Source organism: Prochlorococcus marinus XMU1411 (assembly GCF_017696075.1).
Lineage (GTDB): Bacteria > Cyanobacteriota > Cyanobacteriia > PCC-6307 > Cyanobiaceae > Prochlorococcus_A > Prochlorococcus_A marinus_V.
Window position 1 is genome coordinate 11,557 of sequence record NZ_JAAORI010000006.1, and the last position, 18,256, is coordinate 29,812.

The 18,256-nt window shown below is 34.9% G+C and carries 30 protein-coding genes and 1 tRNA gene; 5 read left to right on the forward strand and 26 right to left on the reverse strand.

Annotation, left to right across the window (positions count from 1 at the left end; genetic code table 11):
• Nucleotides 1-11: 11 nt before the first annotated feature.
• The 24 genes from HA145_RS08595 to rplC form a co-directional block, all read right to left on the reverse strand.
• A complete protein-coding gene (locus tag HA145_RS08595) occupies nucleotides 12-950 on the reverse strand; it encodes a DNA-directed RNA polymerase subunit alpha (RefSeq protein ID WP_209128746.1) in 939 nt (312 codons plus the stop codon).
• A gap of 55 nt (nucleotides 951-1,005) precedes the next feature.
• Nucleotides 1,006-1,398: a 30S ribosomal protein S11 gene (gene rpsK / locus HA145_RS08600; protein WP_011377171.1), complete on the reverse strand. Its 393-nt coding sequence runs from the start codon at nucleotides 1,396-1,398 to the stop codon at nucleotides 1,006-1,008.
• A 44-nt stretch (nucleotides 1,399-1,442) separates the two neighbouring features.
• Nucleotides 1,443-1,808 carry a 30S ribosomal protein S13 gene (gene rpsM, locus HA145_RS08605; RefSeq protein WP_025915143.1) on the reverse strand — a complete coding sequence of 122 codons (366 nt, stop codon included), beginning with the start codon at nucleotides 1,806-1,808 and terminating at the stop codon, nucleotides 1,443-1,445.
• Nucleotides 1,809-1,850: 42 nt separating this feature from the next.
• The gene (gene rpmJ / locus HA145_RS08610) at nucleotides 1,851-1,967 is read right to left on the reverse strand and encodes a 50S ribosomal protein L36 (protein ID WP_011377173.1); all 117 of its coding nucleotides are present in this window, start codon (nucleotides 1,965-1,967) and stop codon (nucleotides 1,851-1,853) included.
• Nucleotides 1,968-2,011: 44 nt separating this feature from the next.
• Nucleotides 2,012-2,560 (reverse strand): adenylate kinase, encoded by a 549-nt coding sequence (locus HA145_RS08615; RefSeq protein WP_209128747.1) that lies wholly within the window; start codon nucleotides 2,558-2,560, stop codon nucleotides 2,012-2,014.
• Nucleotides 2,560-3,879, reverse strand: a complete 1,320-nt coding sequence (gene secY / locus HA145_RS08620; RefSeq protein WP_209128748.1) for a preprotein translocase subunit SecY — start codon at nucleotides 3,877-3,879, stop codon at nucleotides 2,560-2,562. The genes HA145_RS08615 and secY overlap by 1 nt, the downstream gene beginning before the upstream one ends.
• 28 nt (nucleotides 3,880-3,907) lie before the next feature.
• Nucleotides 3,908-4,366 carry a 50S ribosomal protein L15 gene (rplO, locus tag HA145_RS08625; RefSeq protein ID WP_209128749.1) on the reverse strand — a complete coding sequence of 153 codons (459 nt, stop codon included), beginning with the start codon at nucleotides 4,364-4,366 and terminating at the stop codon, nucleotides 3,908-3,910.
• A gap of 4 nt (nucleotides 4,367-4,370) precedes the next feature.
• Nucleotides 4,371-4,991 (reverse strand): 30S ribosomal protein S5, encoded by a 621-nt coding sequence (gene rpsE, locus HA145_RS08630; protein ID WP_052044759.1) that lies wholly within the window; start codon nucleotides 4,989-4,991, stop codon nucleotides 4,371-4,373.
• Between the two features lie 16 nt (nucleotides 4,992-5,007).
• Nucleotides 5,008-5,376 (reverse strand): 50S ribosomal protein L18, encoded by a 369-nt coding sequence (gene rplR / locus HA145_RS08635; RefSeq protein ID WP_025923888.1) that lies wholly within the window; start codon nucleotides 5,374-5,376, stop codon nucleotides 5,008-5,010.
• A gap of 14 nt (nucleotides 5,377-5,390) precedes the next feature.
• Nucleotides 5,391-5,930, reverse strand: coding sequence for a 50S ribosomal protein L6 (gene rplF, locus HA145_RS08640; RefSeq protein ID WP_209128750.1), 540 nt, complete (start codon nucleotides 5,928-5,930; stop codon nucleotides 5,391-5,393).
• 12 nt (nucleotides 5,931-5,942) lie between these two features.
• Nucleotides 5,943-6,344: a 30S ribosomal protein S8 gene (rpsH, locus tag HA145_RS08645; RefSeq protein WP_011819159.1), complete on the reverse strand. Its 402-nt coding sequence runs from the start codon at nucleotides 6,342-6,344 to the stop codon at nucleotides 5,943-5,945.
• 9 nt (nucleotides 6,345-6,353) lie between these two features.
• Complete coding sequence (gene rplE / locus HA145_RS08650; RefSeq protein ID WP_011819160.1) at nucleotides 6,354-6,893, reverse strand: 50S ribosomal protein L5; 540 nt, start codon at nucleotides 6,891-6,893, stop codon at nucleotides 6,354-6,356.
• Between the two features lie 74 nt (nucleotides 6,894-6,967).
• Entirely contained in the window at nucleotides 6,968-7,324 is a 357-nt protein-coding gene (gene rplX, locus HA145_RS08655) for a 50S ribosomal protein L24 (RefSeq protein WP_011819161.1), read from the reverse strand.
• Nucleotides 7,325-7,690, reverse strand: a complete 366-nt coding sequence (gene rplN / locus HA145_RS08660; RefSeq protein ID WP_002807235.1) for a 50S ribosomal protein L14 — start codon at nucleotides 7,688-7,690, stop codon at nucleotides 7,325-7,327. It abuts the gene before it with no gap.
• Nucleotides 7,687-7,953, reverse strand: coding sequence for a 30S ribosomal protein S17 (rpsQ, locus tag HA145_RS08665; RefSeq protein WP_209128751.1), 267 nt, complete (start codon nucleotides 7,951-7,953; stop codon nucleotides 7,687-7,689). The genes rplN and rpsQ overlap by 4 nt, the downstream gene beginning before the upstream one ends.
• Before the next feature lie 9 nt (nucleotides 7,954-7,962).
• Entirely contained in the window at nucleotides 7,963-8,181 is a 219-nt protein-coding gene (rpmC, locus tag HA145_RS08670) for a 50S ribosomal protein L29 (protein ID WP_209128752.1), read from the reverse strand.
• Nucleotides 8,178-8,651: a 50S ribosomal protein L16 gene (gene rplP, locus HA145_RS08675; RefSeq protein ID WP_209128753.1), complete on the reverse strand. Its 474-nt coding sequence runs from the start codon at nucleotides 8,649-8,651 to the stop codon at nucleotides 8,178-8,180. Before rplP ends, rpmC begins: the two co-directional genes overlap by 4 nt.
• Before the next feature lie 11 nt (nucleotides 8,652-8,662).
• Nucleotides 8,663-9,394: a 30S ribosomal protein S3 gene (rpsC, locus tag HA145_RS08680; protein WP_011819165.1), complete on the reverse strand. Its 732-nt coding sequence runs from the start codon at nucleotides 9,392-9,394 to the stop codon at nucleotides 8,663-8,665.
• Nucleotides 9,394-9,780 (reverse strand): 50S ribosomal protein L22, encoded by a 387-nt coding sequence (gene rplV / locus HA145_RS08685; RefSeq protein ID WP_209128754.1) that lies wholly within the window; start codon nucleotides 9,778-9,780, stop codon nucleotides 9,394-9,396. Before rplV ends, rpsC begins: the two co-directional genes overlap by 1 nt.
• The gene (rpsS, locus tag HA145_RS08690; RefSeq protein ID WP_011819167.1) at nucleotides 9,777-10,055 is read right to left on the reverse strand and encodes a 30S ribosomal protein S19; all 279 of its coding nucleotides are present in this window, start codon (nucleotides 10,053-10,055) and stop codon (nucleotides 9,777-9,779) included. The genes rplV and rpsS overlap by 4 nt, the downstream gene beginning before the upstream one ends.
• A gap of 37 nt (nucleotides 10,056-10,092) precedes the next feature.
• Nucleotides 10,093-10,956: a 50S ribosomal protein L2 gene (gene rplB / locus HA145_RS08695; protein WP_209128755.1), complete on the reverse strand. Its 864-nt coding sequence runs from the start codon at nucleotides 10,954-10,956 to the stop codon at nucleotides 10,093-10,095.
• Nucleotides 10,957-10,968: 12 nt separating this feature from the next.
• Complete coding sequence (locus HA145_RS08700; protein WP_011819168.1) at nucleotides 10,969-11,271, reverse strand: 50S ribosomal protein L23; 303 nt, start codon at nucleotides 11,269-11,271, stop codon at nucleotides 10,969-10,971.
• Nucleotides 11,268-11,900: a 50S ribosomal protein L4 gene (gene rplD / locus HA145_RS08705; RefSeq protein WP_209128756.1), complete on the reverse strand. Its 633-nt coding sequence runs from the start codon at nucleotides 11,898-11,900 to the stop codon at nucleotides 11,268-11,270. The genes HA145_RS08700 and rplD overlap by 4 nt, the downstream gene beginning before the upstream one ends.
• The gene (gene rplC / locus HA145_RS08710) at nucleotides 11,897-12,550 is read right to left on the reverse strand and encodes a 50S ribosomal protein L3 (protein WP_209128757.1); all 654 of its coding nucleotides are present in this window, start codon (nucleotides 12,548-12,550) and stop codon (nucleotides 11,897-11,899) included. The genes rplD and rplC overlap by 4 nt, the downstream gene beginning before the upstream one ends.
• A 285-nt stretch (nucleotides 12,551-12,835) precedes the next feature.
• On the opposite strand from rplC, the gene ndhN reads away from it, so the two are divergent.
• The 5 genes from ndhN (at nucleotide 12,836) to recA (ending at nucleotide 16,494) form a co-directional block, all read left to right on the forward strand.
• Nucleotides 12,836-13,312, forward strand: coding sequence for an NAD(P)H-quinone oxidoreductase subunit N (gene ndhN / locus HA145_RS08715; RefSeq protein ID WP_209128758.1), 477 nt, complete (start codon nucleotides 12,836-12,838; stop codon nucleotides 13,310-13,312).
• Between the two features lie 5 nt (nucleotides 13,313-13,317).
• A complete protein-coding gene (locus HA145_RS08720; RefSeq protein ID WP_209128759.1) occupies nucleotides 13,318-14,325 on the forward strand; it encodes an LdpA C-terminal domain-containing domain in 1,008 nt (335 codons plus the stop codon).
• Between the two features lie 94 nt (nucleotides 14,326-14,419).
• A tRNA-Gln gene (locus HA145_RS08725) sits at nucleotides 14,420-14,491 on the forward strand.
• Nucleotides 14,492-14,507: 16 nt separating this feature from the next.
• Nucleotides 14,508-15,284 (forward strand): HAD family hydrolase, encoded by a 777-nt coding sequence (locus tag HA145_RS08730; protein WP_209128760.1) that lies wholly within the window; start codon nucleotides 14,508-14,510, stop codon nucleotides 15,282-15,284.
• A gap of 112 nt (nucleotides 15,285-15,396) precedes the next feature.
• Nucleotides 15,397-16,494: a recombinase RecA gene (gene recA, locus HA145_RS08735; protein WP_209128761.1), complete on the forward strand. Its 1,098-nt coding sequence runs from the start codon at nucleotides 15,397-15,399 to the stop codon at nucleotides 16,492-16,494.
• A gap of 2 nt (nucleotides 16,495-16,496) precedes the next feature.
• On the opposite strand, the gene HA145_RS08740 is transcribed toward recA, so the two are convergent.
• Nucleotides 16,497-16,742, reverse strand: a complete 246-nt coding sequence (locus tag HA145_RS08740; RefSeq protein ID WP_025895071.1) for a DUF2839 domain-containing protein — start codon at nucleotides 16,740-16,742, stop codon at nucleotides 16,497-16,499.
• A 29-nt stretch (nucleotides 16,743-16,771) separates the two neighbouring features.
• A complete protein-coding gene (locus HA145_RS08745) occupies nucleotides 16,772-18,220 on the reverse strand; it encodes a DNA helicase (RefSeq protein ID WP_209128762.1) in 1,449 nt (482 codons plus the stop codon).
• Between the last annotated feature and the right edge of the window lie 36 nt (nucleotides 18,221-18,256).

Here is an 18,256-nt window from a genome sequence, read left to right on the forward strand (position 1 = left end):
AAAAAAAATAGTTAAACGGAGGTTCTACTTTGTGGAATAGAAATGCCTATACGCTCAAGAGCTTCAATAACCTCATCTGCAGATTTCGAGCCAAAGTTCTTAATTTCAAGGAGGTCTTCATAGCTAAACCCCATTAAATCTGAAACTGAGTTAACTTGAGCCCTTTTTAAACAATTATACGCTCTAACGGACAAATTTAGTTCTTCAAGAGGAATTTGAGCTTCAGGGGATGGTTCAGGTTCCTCAGGGATTTCCTCAACCATTGTGACGGTGGCAAGTGGTTGAAAGAGCTCTATTAATTGGTTTGCCGCTTCAGCAATGGCATCATCTGGACTAGTTGAGCCATCTGTCACTACTTCCATTTTTAATCTCTCTCTACCAGTTCCACCCTCTGCAACAGTAGTTTCATCAATCGTAAAATTCACCCTCTTTACTGGCATAAATACAGCATCTATTTGAAGTAAATCAATAGCAGTTGTTTCTTCATTCCTACGATCTACAGGTCTATATCCAACACCTCTTTCCACATGTATTTCTAGCTCTAAGTTATGGCCCTCCTGAATAGTTGCGATAGGTTTTTCACCATCAACAATTTCAACTTGAGATGAGAATTGAATATCATTTGCCTTGACCTCCATAGGACCACTGGCAACTAACCTTCCGATTTCAAGTTCTGGATTAGAACTATTAATTGATAGTTGCTTACAATTGAGAAGAATATCTAAAACATCTTCTCTAACTCCAGGAATAGTTGCATATTCGTGGTTAATACCTGCTATTCTTACAGCTGTAACGGCACTTCCTTCAAGTCCTCCCATAAGGACTCTTCTAAGCGAATTACCCAAAGTTGTAGCTTGTCCCCTTTCTAAAGGGCCAATTAAAAAAGTTCCTGTTTGGGAGCGATCATCTGATATTTGATGGTCGATTCTGTCAATCTGGTATTGCAACACGGAAAAAAATAAGGTTAAAAGTTTTTTTGAGGGGGGGGTGGAGAATGATTAAGACTTAAACGCGTCTCCGCTTAGGTCTTCTACATCCATTATGAGGTAATGGAGTTACATCTCTTATTAGAGTTATTTCTAAACCGGCCACTTGTAAAGCTCTTATGGCCGTTTCCCTACCTGAGCCTGGCCCTCTAACTAATACTTCTATTTGTCTCATACCTTGATCGAGTGCTCTTCTTGCTGCTGCTTCAGCAGCTGTTTGAGCTGCAAATGGGGTTCCTTTTCTAGCCCCTTTAAATCCACTGGCTCCTGCAGAAGACCAAGAAATTACATGACCAGAAGTGTCAGTAATTGAGACAATCGTATTATTAAAAGTGCTTTGAATGTGTACCACACCATTCGGTACATTACGTTTGGATTTCTTTGAACCTGTTTTTTTTACTGTTGCTGCCATGATGTTTTAATAAAATACTGGTGTTGATGAATAAATTTAGTTAATTATTTTTTTCTTCCAGCAACTGTTTTTCTTGAGCCCCTTCTTGTTCGTGCATTAGTTCTAGTTCTTTGACCTCTTACTGGAAGACTCATTCTGTGTCTTCTTCCTCTCACACATCCTATATCTTGTAGACGTTTTAAGGCCATTCCCTCTTTTCTTCTCAAATCTCCCTCTAAAGTAAATTCCTCTGTAGCACCTCTAAGTTTTTGTACATCAGAATCTGAAAGATCTTTGACACGAATATCTGGATTTACTCCCGTATTAGCGAGAATTAGCTTTGATCTAGTTAGACCAATTCCATAGACGTATGTAAGTGCAATTTCAACTCGCTTTTCGCGAGGTATGTCAATTCCTGCAATTCTAGCCACGTTTTCTAAGTAAGTAAAAGTTTGAATTAGAAGGGTTGAAATTTAACCCTGACGCTGTTTATTGCGAGGTCTTTTCTTGTTAATAACATAGATTTTACCTCTTCTCCTCACGATCTGATCGTCAGGGCTAATTTTTTTGACTGAGGATCTGACCTTCATAGGGTTTTACAAATAAAACATTAATATTATATTCTACATCATCATCAAGCCATTTTTTGGTTGATATCAGAGGAAATGGTTTTTAAATCTCTATCAGCATCAATATATTCTAGCAATGAAAGATCTTTAAAATATTGAATCAATGGTTCTGTGGTTTTTTTATAAATATTAACTCTTGTCCTGATAGTCTCTTCTGTATCGTCTTTTCTCCCCCTTAAAAGCAAACGTTTAATTAGAACTTCTTCTGGAATATCTAAGAAAAAAACTACTTCTAAGGGTTGATTTATTTTAATTAAGACCTCATTCAATGAATTTGCCTGAGATAAATTTCTTGGGTAGCCATCTAGAATCCAGCCCTTATTATCCTTATCTAAATTTTGTTTTACTATCTCTAAAACAAGTTCATCACTAACAAGTTCACCTCGATTCATAATATCTTTTACCTGCCTACCAAGAATAGAATTCATTTCGATTTCTTTTCTTAATAATTCGCCTGTAGAGAGGTGTGTATAAGAATTAGTTTGACAAAGTAATTCTGCTTGAGTGCCTTTCCCTGCTCCAGGAGCTCCTAAAAATAGTATGTGTTTTTTCATTAATTATTTATTAGTCCTTCATACCTTTGAGAAATAACATAAGTTTGAATTTGCTTGGCAGTATCAATAGCCACACCCACAAGAATAAGCAATGAAGTTGCTCCTAACCCTTGAAAAGTCTGAACATTAGTAGCTCTCTCAACTGCTGCTGGGATTATTGCTACTGATCCAAGAAATAATCCCCCTAATAATGTCAATCTATTTTGTATCCCTGATAAGTAGTTTGCTGTATTAGTTCCTGGTCTAACTCCTGGAATTGCTACTCCTCCTTTCTTTAAATTTGAAGCGACATCAACTGGATTAATTGTAAGAGACGCATAAAAGTAAGAGAATCCCAAAATTAAAGAGAAGAATGTAAGAGCATATGGCCATGGATTTGAAGACCCTGGATTTAAACTACTTGCTAATTTAATTAAGACTGGATTACCTGTAACATTTGCAATAGTTATTGGTAGGAAAATTAAAGCAGAAGCAAAGATAATAGGCATAACTCCACCTGCATTTAATTTTAAAGGTAAGTAACTTTGCCTTGTAGGAAGTAATGTTGAATTTCCTATTTGCCTTTTTGCACTAACAATAGGAATACGTCTAGCTCCCTCCTGAACAAAAATTATTCCGACAATTGTCAGTAAAAATACTCCAAGTAAAACTGCTATTCCTAACACATCTCCACGATCTCCAGTTTGAGCTTTTTCAATCGTGGAACTTAGAGCTTTTGGTAAGGTCGATACAATATTCAAAAAAATTACTAGTGAAGCTCCTTGCCCAATACCTTTCTCTGTAATAATTTCACTAAACCACATTACCAACATTGAGCCAGTAACTAAAGCAATAGAGGTTTGCAAAACAAACGTAGTTTCACTTATCCCCTCAATTGCATATTGTCTAAGAATTAAAGAAAAAATAATACTCTGCAGAAACCCCCATCCTAAAGAAACATATCTCGTAATTTGAGAAATTTTTCTTCTACCTGCTTCTCCTTCATTTTTTTGTAAATCCTCAAGAACAGGCAATGAAGCTGTAAGAAGCTGAATGATAATTGAAGCATTGATAAAAGGAAGAATACCCAATGCGAATATTCCAAGGGTTGAAATCCCTCCGCCAGTAAATATATCTAAAAAACCTATTAATTGCCCCCCTTGATCTATAAAACTTTTAAATGCAACCCTATCAATACCAGGCATGGGGATATAGATACCAAGTCTTACTAAAAGAAGAAGGCCTAAAGTTGTTAAAACTCTACTCCTAAGCTCTTTATTTAAAAATAATTGAGAGAGAATTTCTGAAGCGCTAGGATTTCTACTTTTGTTTACAAACATTTTAAAGCTTAATTAAATTTAAATAAATTTATTTGTTATTTATAAGCTCGCAAGATCCACCCGCATCCTCAATTTTTTGTTTTGCAACTCTTGTGAATGCGTGAGCTTGAACTTTTAGCTTCACATTAATTTTTCCGTTACCAAGGATTTTTAAAGGAAATTTTGGCTTGAAGATCAATCCTTTCTTAACTAGTGAGTCTAAATTAACAGTATCGTTATCTTTGAAATCATTTAATTTTTCTAAATTGATTATGGAAAAATTCTTTTGATTAATTATTTCAAAGTGCTTTAATTTTGGAACTCTTCTATATAGAGGCATTTGGCCACCTTCAAAACCTGGACGAGTAGGTCTTCCAGAACGTGACTTTTGTCCTCTCATTCCAAAACCACATGATGCACCCTGACCGGCTGCAATTCCTCTACCCTTTCTTAGTTTTTTCTTTCTCGAGCCAGAGTTTGATTTAAGTGTATTTAGTGTTGAAGTCATAATTTTAAGAATAGAGCTGTTCAAGTGAGATGCCTCTCTCCCTTGAGGCAGATTTGTGTGTTCTTAATTGAGAAAGAGCTACCATAGCAGCTCTTGCATTATTCAAAGGTGTTTTACTACCCAATCTTTTTGCTAAGACATTTTTTATGCCGGCTAATTCTAAAACTGTTCTTATTGAACCACCAGCAATTACACCTGTACCTGGAGCAGCTGGTCTAATTAGTACATTAGCAGCACCATCTCGACCCTTAGATAAAGTCGGTATTGAATTATTTGGGGTCAAGGGAACCCTAACAAGATTCTTTTTACCATCTGAAACTCCCTTTCTCACAGCACCAATGACATCCCCTGCTTTACCAACTCCAACTCCAACTTGACCTTTCTCATTACCTACAACAACAATTGCTCTAAAACTCATTTTTTTTCCACCCTTAACAGTCTTAGAAACACGTCGAATTTGAACAACTCTTTCTTGCCAATCAGAATCTCTCTCAAGATTTTTTGAATCACCTCTTCTATTTCTTTTTCGATCATTACGATTATTCTTTTTTTGTTCTACGGGCATAGCTCCAGGAACGTTATCGTTCTTGGATTGAATTTCTTGTTTTGTTGGAGTGTCAGTCATAGTAAAAATTTAAGATTTAGAATTCTAGGCCAGCTTCACGAGCAGCGTCTGCAAGTGCCTTTACTCTACCGTGATATAAGTTACCTCCACGGTCAAAAATTACTTGCTTAATACCTTTTTTTATCGCTCTCTTTGCTAATAATTTTCCAACAATGGAAGAAGAATTACAATCAGCAGATAATTTCTCAGATTTTTCTCTCAATTCCTTATCAACAGTCGAAGCTGAGCAAATAGTTGTTTGAGCGCTATCATCTATGACCTGAGCATAAATATGGTTATTAGAGCGAAAAACAGATAATCTTGGACGCGTTGCATCCCCTATTAAGAATCTTCTTAATCTTCTATGTCTTTTTTGGGTTTGTAATTTCCTGGAAAGTTTGGTCATTTTTTTAATTCAAATTATTTTTTGCCAGATTTACCAGCTTTTCTGAGAATTCTCTCATCATGGTATTTAATTCCTTTTCCTTTATATGGCTCTGGAGGTCTAATTGATCTGATTTTTGCTGCTTCATTGCCAACAATTTCCTTATCAATTCCAGATACGGTAACGTTTGTATTACTGTCAACTTTGTATGTTATACCATCAGGGGGGATCATTTCTACAGGATGACTATATCCTGCACTTACAACTAGATTTTTACCTTTTACTTGTGCTCTTGATCCAACGCCAACAATTTCTAGTTTCTTTGAAAAACCTTGAGTAACCCCTTCAACCATATTTGCAATTAAGGCTCTACATAAACCATGTCTCTGCCTTGAATATATTTTGGTTGTAGTAGGACTTACGACAACAGTATTATCTTTCTTATCAAAACTAACTCCTTCAGGCATGAGACGTTTTAACTCACCCTTTGGGCCTTTCACTGTCACTGTTAATCCATCAAAATCAACTGTAACTTTCTCTGGAATAAGTACTGGTGTTTTTCCTATTCTTGACATGATTAATTCTCCTTAATAAACATAGCAGAGGACTTCGCCGCCAATGCCTTGCTTTCTAGCATCGCGATCACTCATAACGCCTTTAGAAGTTGAAATTATGGCAACTCCAAGACCTCCAAGAACTTTTGGTAAACCTCTGGTATTTTTGTATATTCTCAAACCAGGTTTACTAACTCTTTGCATAGATCGGATGGTAGGAAATTTGTTTTTACCACTATATTTGAGGCCGAGTATTATTTGTGATTTATAACCTTCACCTTCCTCATTAATATCAGAAATGAATCCTTCTTTTTGAAGCACTTTGGCGATACTTAAGGACATTTTTGAACCTGGGATTGTCGTGGTTGTATGCTTTTTTTGACTCGCATTTCTAATTCGAGTAAGCATATCTGAAATAGGATCGTGATTTGACATAGTTTTAATTTAATTCTTACTAAAAGGCATTCCTAACTCCTGCAAAAGAGCTTTACCTTCTTGATCTGATTTTGCACTAGTGACAATAGTTATATCCATACCTCTTATTGAATCTATTTTATCAAAAGAGATTTCAGGAAAAATCAATTGCTCTTTCACTCCAACGGTATAATTCCCTCTCCCATCGAAACTTTTTGGATTAACTCCTCTGAAGTCTCTTATTCTTGGTAAAGCTAGATTTATAAATCTCTCCAAAAAGGAATACATCCTGTCTCCTCTCAAAGTAACAGTACAACCAATCGGCATGCCCTCACGAATTTTAAAACCCGCGATAGCTTTTTTAGCCCTTGTTACAAGGGCCTTTTGTCCTGTAATTGTTGCCATTTCGTTTAAAGAGGCTTCCAAAGCTTTCGAATTTGAAGCTGCTTCACCAAGACCTCTGTTAACGTTGACTTTGACAACTTTAGGGACTTGATGAATATTTTTAAGACCAAGGTCCTTTAAAAGTTTTGGTCTTATTGATTCTTTGTAGCGATTTTTTAGAGTCATAATTTTTTGTTAATTCTGGTCTTTGTCAGAATTGATAAATTAGAAAAAGTTGAAATCTGGTTTCTGATGAAAAATTAATCAATTACTTCACCAGTTTTCTTCAATCTTCTTTTCTTAACCCCCTCTTTATCAATAAAGTATTCAATCTTACTTGTAAGATTTTTATCCTTTGAAAAGAACATTACATTTGATGCATGTAAAGATGCTTCTTCTGTAAGTATTCTTCCAGTTTCTCCTTCCTGAGTTGGTTTTACATGTTTAGTCCTAAGGTTAATTCCCTTTACAACTACTCTATTTTCAAGAGGAATAGTTTTTAAAACCTCACCAGTTTTTCCTTTGTCCTTGCCATTAATTACTTTTACCAAATCTCCAGTTTTGATTCTCATTTTTATTCTCTGGAAATTTTTCTTTTGCTTTAATGAATCCAACATTTAAATCACCTCCGGAGCAAGAGAAACAATCTTTGTATAATTTTTATCCCGCAGTTCTCTGGCTACAGGACCAAAGACTCTCGTACCTTTTGGATTCTTGTCTTCATTAATCAATACTGCCGCATTGTCATCAAATCTAATTGAATTACCAGTATTTCTTCTTAATGTTGCTTTAGTTCTGACGATAACAGCTTTAACAACTTCAGATTTCTTAACTCCCATGTTAGGAAGAGCATCTTTTACAGTTGCTACGATTACATCTCCGACATGCGCATACCTTCTATTAGAACCTAAAACCCTAATACATTGGAGTCTTTTTGCTCCGCTATTATCGGCAACTGTTAAATAAGTTTCTTGTTGAATCATTTTTTAACCTCCTTAGCCTGAATTGTTTTATTGAGAATTTCTTCTATTGCCCATCTTTTATGAGCACTGAGGGGTCTAGTTTCTCTAATTTTAACTCGATCACCTAAAACACATGTATTTTCTGGATCATGCGCCTTATATCGTGTAGTTCTACTTACAATTTTTTTATAAGTGGGATGTGGATATCTGTTAATAACAGCAACAACAACTGTTTTATCCATTTTGTCGCTGACAACAGTACCAATTCTTTCTTTAAGTGCCATAACTAATAATTAATCTGAAGTTGTTTTAGAAGCAGATTGACTCTTACTGAGAGTGAGTAATTGCGCAACTTGTTTCTTGATAAATTTAAATTTATGAGTTTCATTGAGCTGTCTTGTAGCTTGCTTGAATCTCAAGTCAAAAAGATCTTTTCGTAATTGGTCAATCTTTTCAGTAATTTGTTCAGAATTTAATTTTTTAAATTCCTTAAGTGACTCTGAGTTTTTCATTGTTTAACCTCCTCTTGAGATTTTTTACTATTTTCTTGGGAGGAATTTTCTAGATTTTTATCAATGGAGATAAATTTAGTTTTTACAGGAAGTTTGTATTGAGCCAAACGCATAGCTTCCTTTGCAATTTCCTCAGTGATATCTTCACCACCCATTTCAAAAAGTATTCTTCCAGGTTTTACAACTGCAACCCAAAACTCTGGATTACCTTTACCAGAACCCATTCTGGTTTCGGCAGGTCTCATGGTTACGGGTTTATCAGGAAATATTCTTATCCAGATTTGACCACCACGTTTGATATATCTGGTCATAGCTCTTCTGCTTGCTTCAATCTGACGTGCAGTTACCCAGCCACAGTCTTGAGCTTGAAGGGCAAATTGACCGAATGCAATAGTATTACCTTTTGAGGCTACACCCCTCATTCTGCCTCTATGTTGTTTACGAAATTTTGTACGTTTTGGACTAAGCATTTTTATACCTCCTATGAATTCTCATTTGAACGATCCTCAAATTGCTGAGGTCTTCTACTAGCTTTCCTCTTAGGGCTCGCACCCACAGGGATAGTTTGTTCTTCTTTAGGGAGAACTTCACCTTTGAAAACCCAAACTTTAATGCCAAGCACACCGTACGTTGTATTAGCTTCACGTGTGGCATAGTCAATTTCAGCTCTCAATGTATGTAATGGAACTCTACCTTCTCTAGTCCATTCAGTTCTAGCTATTTCAGCACCATTCAACCTTCCCCCTACTTGTATTTTAAGGCCTAGGACTCCAGCCCTTTGAGCCCTTTGTAAGGCCATCCTTATAGTTCTTCTAAAGGCAACTCTTTTTTCAAGTTGTTGCGCAATATATTCAGCTAGTAAAAAGGCATCAGCATCTACGCGTTCAACTTCTACAACGTTTATTCTAACTTGCCTTGTTCTATCCCCTATAGTTTTTTGAATGCCAGATCTTAATTCTTCAATCCCACTTCCCTGTCTTCCAACTATAACTCCTGGTCTTGCTGTTTTTAATTCAAGTTCCAGTTGGTCAGCTTTTCTAGCTATTAAAACATCGCTAATTCCTGCTGCTCCATATTTTTTTTGTATGAAAGTACGAATTTTAAAATCTTCTTGGAGAAGAATTGGATACGTTTTAGAAGTAGCAAACCACTTTGAGCGATGCTCTTGTGTAATTCCTAATCTTAGTCCAGAAGGATGTATTTTATGTCCCATTAGTTTTGTACCTCCGCATTAGTTTGAGTAGGAGCAGATTCAACAGAAATACTGATATGGCAAGTCTGTTTTTTAATTGAAAAAGCTCGACCTTGAGCTCTGGGCCTATACCTTTTCATTACTGGACCACTATTAGCCCATGCAGAGGAAATAACTAAGGTGGATGGATCCATTCCAAGGTTATGTTCTGCATTGGCCACCGCAGATCTTAGAACTTTAGTGATGGGGTCTGTAGATCTGTAAGGCATAAATTCCAACATAATCAATGCGTCTCTATAAGACCTACCCCTTATCTGATCCAAAACTCTTCTCACTTTAGAGGCTGATCCGCGAATGTAATTCCCATGAGCAATTGCTGTTTTTGTTGTTTCAGGTGTTTTTGTCATGATTTTGCTCCTTTCTTATCTCTTATATGACCTCGGTAAGTGCGTGTAGGAGCAAATTCACCAAGTTTATGTCCAATCATTTGTTCAGTAATAAATACTGGAATGTGAGTCTTACCATTATGTACAGCGATTGTGTGACCAATCATTAAAGGTAAAATCGTAGAGGATCTCGACCAAGTTTTGATAACAGACTTGTCATTATCAGTATTTTGTTTTTCTACCTTCTTGAGCAGGCTATCTGCTATAAAAGGTCCTTTTTTTAGTGAACGTCCCATGATTATGTAATAGAAATTGAAATAATAAATGAAGTAATCAAGAGTCTCTTCCTCCTCTACTCCTCTTAGAAACGCGACGGCGTCTTCGAACAACTAATTTATTACTTGGTTTGTTCTTTTTACGTGTCTTTAATCCAAGAGCTGGTCGACCCCATGGAGTAACTGGTCCTGCTCTACCAATTGGTGCTTTTCCCTCTCCTCCTCCATGTGGATGATCACATGGGTTCATTACACTACCTCTTACTTGAGGCCTTCTTCCAAGCCATCTTCTTCTTCCTGCTTTACCTAAGCTAGTATTTCTTATTTCAGAATTACCAACTTCACCAAGAGTTGCGTAGCATTCTTTTCTTACAAGTCTTACCTCGGTAGATGGGAGTTTTAAAGCAACATAATCTCCCTCTTTTGCCATAACTTGAGCACTAGATCCTGCAGATCTAACCATCTGAGCACCCCTACCTGCATATAACTCAACACAATGAACACTAGATCCTAATGGCATAACCGAAAGTGGCATTGCATTACCATCTTCAATTGGAACACTTTCTCCAGATATGACATTTTGTCCGACTTTTACTCCTGCTGGAGCGATAATATATCTTTTTTCCCCATCTTCGTAGAATAAAAGTGCCAGCCTTGCATTTCTATGAGGATCGTAGTGTATAGCTGCAACTTTAGCGTTGATGTTTCTTTTATCTCTTCTAAAGTCAACTAATCTATATTGCCTTTTGTGACCACCTCCACGATGACGACAAGTGATGACTCCACGATTATTCCTTCCTTTAACTCTATGTTTTGAAACTATTAGTGATCTTTCAGGTTTTGCACTTGTTATTTCACTAAAGTCAGTAACTACTCTCTGCCTAGTACCAGGTGTATAAGGTTTAAATTTACGGATTGCCATGATTAAAACTCCTTAAGATTCTGGAAATAGTTGGATTTTGTCTCCTTCAGCAAGACGCACAATTGCCTTCTTGACCTGAGAACGTTTACCGGAAAATTTCCCGACTCTTCTTGTTCTCCTAGGAGGATTCATAGTGTTAACTCCTATGACTTTAACACTGAATAAGGCTTCAACAGCTGCCTTTATTTGTGGTTTTGCCGCTCTATGATCTACTTCAAAAGTATATTGGTTAAGATCTAGCGCATTAGTAGCTTTCTCAGTAATAACTGGCTTTCTTATTACATCGGCTAAACGTGAATCGAATAATTTACTCATGATGCATAAACCTCCTGAATTTTATCAATCGCTGATTGCCCTATAACCAATTTATTAGCATTGAGAATATCAAATACATTTAATTGATCGGCGGCAATTAATTTTACTTTTTTAATATTATTGATGGATTTTTTTATAACATCGGACGGACTATCAAGAATAACCAAAACTTTTTCAGTTTTTTGTATACCTAATCGAGCAAGGCCATTGATGATATCACTTGTTTTAGGTTGCTTTAAAGTAGATCCAAAATCTTCAACGGCCTTCATATCAGATACTCTAGACATAAGTGCAGTTCTAAGAGCTAATCTACGTTCCTTACGATTCATATCAAGATTGTAAGAACGTGGCTTCGGTCCAAAAATAATTCCGCCACCAGGTCTTAAGGGTGTCCTTATTGATCCTTGACGGGCTCTTCCTGTACCTTTCTGTTTATATGGCTTTCTACCGCCCCCACGCACTTCAGATCTTGTCAAAGTTGATGCTGTCCCCTGTCTTTTATTTGCTAGCTGCCTAAGGACTGCTCTATGGATTAAGTCTGCCGAAGAAGTTTCTTTAGCAACTGCTAAATCAAGAGAAACTTTGCCGGATTTTTTACCATCCCACTTAAGAGTTTCAAGTGTTGTCATGATTTTTCACCTCCTTTTTTGCCTACAACATTATTTGGCTTAATGTTTATTATTGAGCCTGGCTTACCTGGGACAGAACCCTTTACCACAAGCAAATTTTTCTGATCATCAATTTTTAGAACTAACAAACCTTTTGTAGTAATCTGTTTTCCTCCATATCTTCCTGCCATTCTTTTTCCAGGATAAATTCTGCCTGGAGTTGTTCCTGCACCTGTAGATCCAGGTGCTCTATGATTTTTTGAACCATGACTCATTGGACCTCTGCTAAAACCATGTCTTTTCTGGTAACCAGCAAAACCTCTACCCATAGATTTGCCACTGATATCAACTTTTTGACCTACCTCAAAGTTTTTTACAGTTATTTGATTTCCGATTTCATAAGATGAAGTTTCTTCAACCCTATATTCTTTCAAATGCTTTAAAAGTTCTTCACCTGATTTCAACAAATGTCCCTTTTCTGGCTTACTTATATGCTTATCTTTGGACAAGCCATAACCTATTTGAACGGCAGTATAACCATCCAAAGCGGTTGTTTTTAATTGAGTGATACGGCAAGGGCCAGCCTCGATAAGAGTAACTGGGACTGAATTACCTTTTTCGTCGAAAAGTTGGGACATGCCCAATTTCTTTCCTAAAATTCCTATAGACATAAGACTAAATTAGGCTAGCTCGTAATGATTTTTAAATTAACTAAAACTTCAGTTATTAAGGTGAAGTTAATAAAAAAACAATTAAATTAAAAAGGTTGAGACTTATCTGAAAATCTAGATAGTTTCTCCTGGTTTTAAACCCACCTGTGTTTTTTAACGAAACGCTAAAAAATGTGAAATTTTATAGAGGCTCGGCTAGCTTGCGAGCTTAAAAATTCACTGAGTTACAATTGTACATCATCGAGTACCATAAAATAAAATAAAATAGAAATAAAGGGAATTTTTATGCCATTACTTCTCACAGGGAAAAAGTTTCATAACGATTTAAAAACTAACAAATGTCTTGCAATCTTTGCTCCTCTTGAAGGTGGTTATGAAACTCGTCTTTTGAGGAGAATGAGGGCCAAGGGCTTTAAAACTTTTATAACCTCAGCAAGAGGGCTTGGAGATCCAGAAGTCTTCTTGCTCAAATTGCATGGCGTTAGACCACCGCACCTAGGTCATCAAAGCGTAGGACGAAATGGAGCACTCGGGGAAGTTCAACAAGTTATCCCACAAGCTTCTGAGTTATTTAATGAAAATGATAAAAATAAATTACTTTGGTTATTAGAAGGTCAAGTACTGTCTCAATCTGAACTAGAGAGCTTAATAGAGATTTGCACTAACGATAATAAACTAACGATAGTTGTTGAAATGGGGGGTTCAACAAAACTTGAATGGAAGCCGTTAAGTAATTATATTTTAGATGAATTTGAAAGTTAAATTGTTTGATTATAACTAAGAATAAAAAACATAAATGGATTAAATTAATTTGTGGTGCCAGTAATGAAGATATTGTTGCCATAGAAGATTTATGTGCAATTTATACTGCTGCTGGTGTCGACTACATAGATGTTGCCGCAGAAGAATCTATAGTCCACGCCGCAAAAAAAGGAATCGAGTGGGCCAAAAAAGTCTTTAAAAACTCCCCTGGATTAATGATAAGCATTAGTGATGGAAATGATATCCACTTTCGTAAAGCAAAATTTGATCCATTGAAATGTCCCCCTAATTGTCCAAGACCGTGCGAAAAAGTATGCCCCACCTTTGCAATTGATAATTATGGGATAAAAAAGAGTAAATGTTATGGATGTGGAAGATGTTTGAATAGCTGTCCCCTAAATCTAATTAGTGAATATGAATATAATTTGTCAAAAGATGATTTAGGATCAATACTTCAGAAAATAAAGCCTAATGCAGTAGAAATTCATACAGAAATCAATCGCCTAGATTCTTTTGCAAAAGTTGTCAGTATCCTTAAAAGTTCTGGAATGAAATTAGACAAGATATCTATCAGTTGTGGATTAAATCAATCTTTCAAAAAATCACAAGAGCCCGAAGATCTGTTGAAAGCTCTTTGGGAAAGATATGAAATTCTTAAAAAACTTGATATTCCCCTTATTTGGCAGCTAGATGGAAGGCCAATGTCTGGAGATCTTGCTCCTTCAACAAGTAGAGATGCTGTTAATTTGTTTGAAAAAATCGGTTCAGATCTTCCACCTGGATTAATTCAATTGGCAGGAGGAACAAATGAAAAAACACATGAATTTTTGAATTCAAACAATCTCCCAGACGGAATAGCATTTGGAAGTGCTGCAAGAAAAATTATGCAGCCCCTTATTGAATTTGCTCACAAAAATAACAAAAAACTCTATGAGTATCCTGAAAGAATGGCTTTAGCGATCAAAAAAGCTAAGAAATTTCTAGAGCCATGGAAATCGAGCTCATTCAAATAATATTTTTATTTTTCAAAACTAGCGCCATGTTTATAAAAACTTTGTATTTTTTGGATAGAAAAAAATCTTTTCATGTATTAAAATAAAAATTCAATGGGCCGTCGCCAAGTGGTAAGGCATCGGGTTTTGGTCTCGACATTCCTAGGTTCGAATCCTAGCGGCCCAGTTCTAATATTCAATAGGTGTCTTCTCAAAAAATATTTCTATTTGATTTCGATGGAGTAATAGTCGATGGAATGCAGGAATATTGGCATAGTTCCTTGCTGGCCTGTGAAAGATATTTAAATTCACCCTGCATCTCTGTTGATCAAAAACTCTATACAAGAGTACCAAATTCTTTCAAAGAAATTAGGCCTTGGGTTAAATATGGATGGGAAATGATTCTAATTGTTCACGAAATTATAAAAACAGAAAATCCATTAAAAAATGATAATAAAGATGATTTCATTAATAATTATCATCAAAATTGCCAGAGGATATTAAATCAAAATTCCTGGATTGCCGAAGATTTACAAAAAATGTTGGATCAGTCGCGCAAGTACCAAATTGATAAAGATTTTAAATCATGGGTAAATTTACATAATCCTTTTTTTGAAATTATAAATTTTATGAAAGAATTAAAGAGAAGAGAAATAAAAACTGGAATCATAACAACTAAAGGTAAAATATTTGCAGAAAAACTTCTTAAACAATTAAATATTTTTCCTGAATTTATTTTTGGTTATGAATCTGGAACAAAAGTCAAAATAGCTGAGCAACTTACTCAAACTTATGAAATTTTAGGCTTTATAGAAGATAGAAAAAAAACTCTAATAGATATTAAACAAAATTCAGAAACTTCTCACATTCCATGCTTCTTAGCTGATTGGGGATATTTGAAAGAATCAGATAAGTATACTTTAGGTGATGAAATTAAATTATTAAAATTAGGTAACCTTGAGGAATTAGTTGCAATTTAAAGATAATCAGCTAGAGTACAGATGTACTATAGTTTGTATTTATGAAGTTTGGTTTAAATAAAAATTTCCAAATTTAGAATAATTACAAGAACTTTAACCGATAAATCAAACAATGAGCCTTGAAGAAAAGAAAAAAACTGAATCAAAAGAAAAAGACAAGGCATTAAGTCTTGTCTTAGGTCAAATAGAAAGAAATTTTGGACGAGGATCAATAATGAGACTTGGTGATGCCTCAAGAATGAAAGTAGAAACAATATCTACTGGAGCGCTCACCTTAGATTTAGCATTAGGAGGAGGCTATCCAAAAGGAAGAGTAGTAGAAGTTTACGGACCAGAAAGTTCAGGAAAAACTACATTAACGCTGCACGCGATTGCGGAAGTCCAAAAGAATGGAGGAGTAGCAGCATTTGTAGATGCTGAGCATGCACTCGATCCAGTTTATGCAGCCTCTTTAGGAGTTGATGTTGAAAATTTGTTAGTTTCACAACCAGATACAGGTGAAATGGCTCTGGAAATAGTTGACCAACTTATAAGATCAAGTGCAGTAGATCTTGTAGTTGTTGACTCGGTCGCAGCACTAACCCCAAGAGCTGAGATAGAAGGAGAAATGGGAGATCACGTAATTGGAAGCCAAGCAAGGCTAATGAGCCAAGCAATGAGGAAAATAACAGGAAATATTGGTAAATCTGGATGTACGGTAATATTCCTGAATCAATTACGCCTAAAAATTGGCGTTACATACGGCAATCCAGAAACAACCACAGGAGGTAATGCATTAAAATTTTATGCATCAGTGAGACTTGATATCAGAAGAATTCAAACTCTTAAAAGAGGTACTGAAGAATATGGCATAAGAGCAAAAGTGAAAGTAGCAAAAAACAAAGTTGCGCCACCATTTAGAATTGCAGAGTTTGATATTCTCTTCGGAAAAGGTATTAGTACAACAGGATGTTTATTAGATTTAGCAGAAGAGACTAATATCATAATAAGGAGAGGTGCTTGGTATAGTTATGAAGGAGAAAATATTGGACAAGGAAGAGATAATACAATTATTTGGCTTGATCAAAACTTAGAAATCAGGAATAAAGTAGAATCTATGGTTAAAGCGAAATTAACAGAAGGAACTGAAGTAAGTTCTAATTCAATGAAAGCATTAAATAGCAATCCTGCTAATACAATCGCTGTTAATGATATAAAAACAGTAGCTTAGATTTATAAAGAATCAGCTAAAGTCCACCACCCAGCAGCAGGGCCTATAAATCTCACTACAATCCATAAGATAACTAACCCTCCGATTCCAAACCAACTGGCCTTAATACTTAATTTAATTAGGTTATCTCTTTGGTTGATTGTAAAGGGAAGCCATTCAAATAATCTTGGAGACTCATCAATTTTAGTTTTAGTATTATTTTTTTTTGGAGGTAAACCAAGTGTTTTACGTCTTTTTGCTTCACCCATATTTCTTTAGTTATTTACAAAATCATAACCTAATCAAAAGGTAGCATAAAGTTAATTTTTTTTGAGGGTTGAATATTTTGCAAAAGTAATCTTCCCCAGTTTCTTTTATTTGCTCTTCCATCTAAAATTATTAACTTACCTGAATTTCTTCTTAAAGGAGAAATAGATCTTTCAAGTTTAATTCTTGCTTGAGGAAGAAAGAAGTCTCTAAACCAATCTTGAGAAAGCTTCTTTTTATGCGAGACTGTAATTGCATTAATAGGTTCTGACATATTCGGAATAGGAAGTAAAGGAATGATAATTTGTTCTGGAATTTGAATTAAATAAGAATTCATAATCCACCAGTCAAAACTAGAGCAAAGAATTTCATTTTTACCAGAGGGAATTGTCTCTAGCAATACCCTCTTCCCGTACTTAGAAGCTAATTCTGTAGCAATTTTAGTTTTTAAATCAATATCATCAGACAAAACTAAAGTTAAACCCTTTCTAAAAAGAATTAACTTTTTGCATTTATCCAAGATTGAATTGGTAAAAAGAGGATTATTTGGAAGCAACTGTTTAGAGGGTATATATAATGTAATCTTTTTCTCTTCAAAATTACTTTTAAAATTAATAACCAAGTCGATATCTAAACTGTGTTTTTTAAAGTACATTTGGAAAAAATTATCTTTTCTCAATGCTGATAAAAAAACAAATTTATTATTTAAAAAAAATTCCTTAATATGAGAAAGTTCATCTATTGGCTGCAAATACAAAGTCCAATCTAAATTTGTTTCGTTTAACTTTACCCAGCACGCCCAACCTTTAGATAATGCTTTGTTAACCCTTAAAAATTTATCAGAAAAAAAAGAATTTTCATGAAAAAAGTTTGAAAAAAAACTAATTTCTTTTTCATTTAAATTGATATAACTATTTCCTAAGACCTTTCTCATGAAGAACTTTTTCTTCAATGAATCATATACTTTTATAAATTTTTGATTTATTAATTCAAATTCATTAATATTTTTTGTCCAATCCTTTTTAAGCAAAGAAATTCTAAAATGATTTTTTAAATCCTGTTTTATATCCTCAATTCCAGAATAAACTATTCGATGATTTCTAAGATTACGAGAATTGGGATCATTAAGTAAATTTTGGATTGTTATCAAACGAATATGATGATTTGCAAAAATAAGTTGATCATTTTCCAAAATAAAATTAAAACCTAGATTTCTCAATGAATCAATCTGAAATTGGCTTATAAATTGAATTTTTTCTTTAGATAAAATAAAAGTTGAATCCTCTTCCTTTAAAAATAAAGAAATCAAAATTGGAGGTAACCAATCATAGCTAGAGAAAATTTCTGAATTAATTAGATATGTAGAATCATTTTCAATACATTTGGAAATTATTCTACCAAAAGAATATATGTGTTCCCACCTAATACTTTGATCCCTCAAAAAATTTTTCAAATATTGATGACTTAAAATTTCAAGCATTTATAATTAATTTAATTTCAAATTACATACAAAATT

Coding starts and splice junctions, on each gene's coding strand:
- rplN (WP_002807235.1), bottom strand. CDS start 7,690: ATGATTCAACAAGAAACTTATTTAACAGTTGCCGATAATAGCGGAGCA.
- rpsH (WP_011819159.1), bottom strand. CDS start 6,344: ATGTCAAATCACGATCCTATTTCAGATATGCTTACTCGAATTAGAAAT.
- rplF (WP_209128750.1), bottom strand. CDS start 5,930: ATGTCAAGAATAGGAAAAACACCAGTACTTATTCCAGAGAAAGTTACA.
- secY (WP_209128748.1), bottom strand. CDS start 3,879: ATGTTTGTAAACAAAAGTAGAAATCCTAGCGCTTCAGAAATTCTCTCT.
- rplV (WP_209128754.1), bottom strand. CDS start 9,780: ATGACAAAAACACCTGAAACAACAAAAACAGCAATTGCTCATGGGAAT.
- rpmJ (WP_011377173.1), bottom strand. CDS start 1,967: ATGAAGGTCAGATCCTCAGTCAAAAAAATTAGCCCTGACGATCAGATC.
- recA (WP_209128761.1), top strand. CDS start 15,397: ATGAGCCTTGAAGAAAAGAAAAAAACTGAATCAAAAGAAAAAGACAAG.
- rplX (WP_011819161.1), bottom strand. CDS start 7,324: ATGTTGGATTCATTAAAGCAAAAGAAAAATTTCCAGAGAATAAAAATG.
- HA145_RS08615 (WP_209128747.1), bottom strand. CDS start 2,560: ATGAAAAAACACATACTATTTTTAGGAGCTCCTGGAGCAGGGAAAGGC.
- rplD (WP_209128756.1), bottom strand. CDS start 11,900: ATGACAACACTTGAAACTCTTAAGTGGGATGGTAAAAAATCCGGCAAA.
- rpsC (WP_011819165.1), bottom strand. CDS start 9,394: ATGGGACATAAAATACATCCTTCTGGACTAAGATTAGGAATTACACAA.
- rplP (WP_209128753.1), bottom strand. CDS start 8,651: ATGCTTAGTCCAAAACGTACAAAATTTCGTAAACAACATAGAGGCAGA.
- rpsE (WP_052044759.1), bottom strand. CDS start 4,991: ATGACTGACACTCCAACAAAACAAGAAATTCAATCCAAGAACGATAAC.
- rplE (WP_011819160.1), bottom strand. CDS start 6,893: ATGACTCTAAAAAATCGCTACAAAGAATCAATAAGACCAAAACTTTTA.
- rplO (WP_209128749.1), bottom strand. CDS start 4,366: ATGACTTCAACACTAAATACACTTAAATCAAACTCTGGCTCGAGAAAG.
- rplR (WP_025923888.1), bottom strand. CDS start 5,376: ATGACCAAACTTTCCAGGAAATTACAAACCCAAAAAAGACATAGAAGA.
- rpsQ (WP_209128751.1), bottom strand. CDS start 7,953: ATGGCACTTAAAGAAAGAATTGGTACTGTTGTCAGCGACAAAATGGAT.
- rplB (WP_209128755.1), bottom strand. CDS start 10,956: ATGGCAATCCGTAAATTTAAACCTTATACACCTGGTACTAGGCAGAGA.
- ndhN (WP_209128758.1), top strand. CDS start 12,836: ATGCCATTACTTCTCACAGGGAAAAAGTTTCATAACGATTTAAAAACT.
- HA145_RS08740 (WP_025895071.1), bottom strand. CDS start 16,742: ATGGGTGAAGCAAAAAGACGTAAAACACTTGGTTTACCTCCAAAAAAA.
- HA145_RS08745 (WP_209128762.1), bottom strand. CDS start 18,220: ATGCTTGAAATTTTAAGTCATCAATATTTGAAAAATTTTTTGAGGGAT.
- rpmC (WP_209128752.1), bottom strand. CDS start 8,181: ATGAAAAACTCAGAGTCACTTAAGGAATTTAAAAAATTAAATTCTGAA.
- rplC (WP_209128757.1), bottom strand. CDS start 12,550: ATGTCTATAGGAATTTTAGGAAAGAAATTGGGCATGTCCCAACTTTTC.
- rpsK (WP_011377171.1), bottom strand. CDS start 1,398: ATGGCAGCAACAGTAAAAAAAACAGGTTCAAAGAAATCCAAACGTAAT.
- rpsS (WP_011819167.1), bottom strand. CDS start 10,055: ATGGGACGTTCACTAAAAAAAGGACCTTTTATAGCAGATAGCCTGCTC.
- HA145_RS08700 (WP_011819168.1), bottom strand. CDS start 11,271: ATGAGTAAATTATTCGATTCACGTTTAGCCGATGTAATAAGAAAGCCA.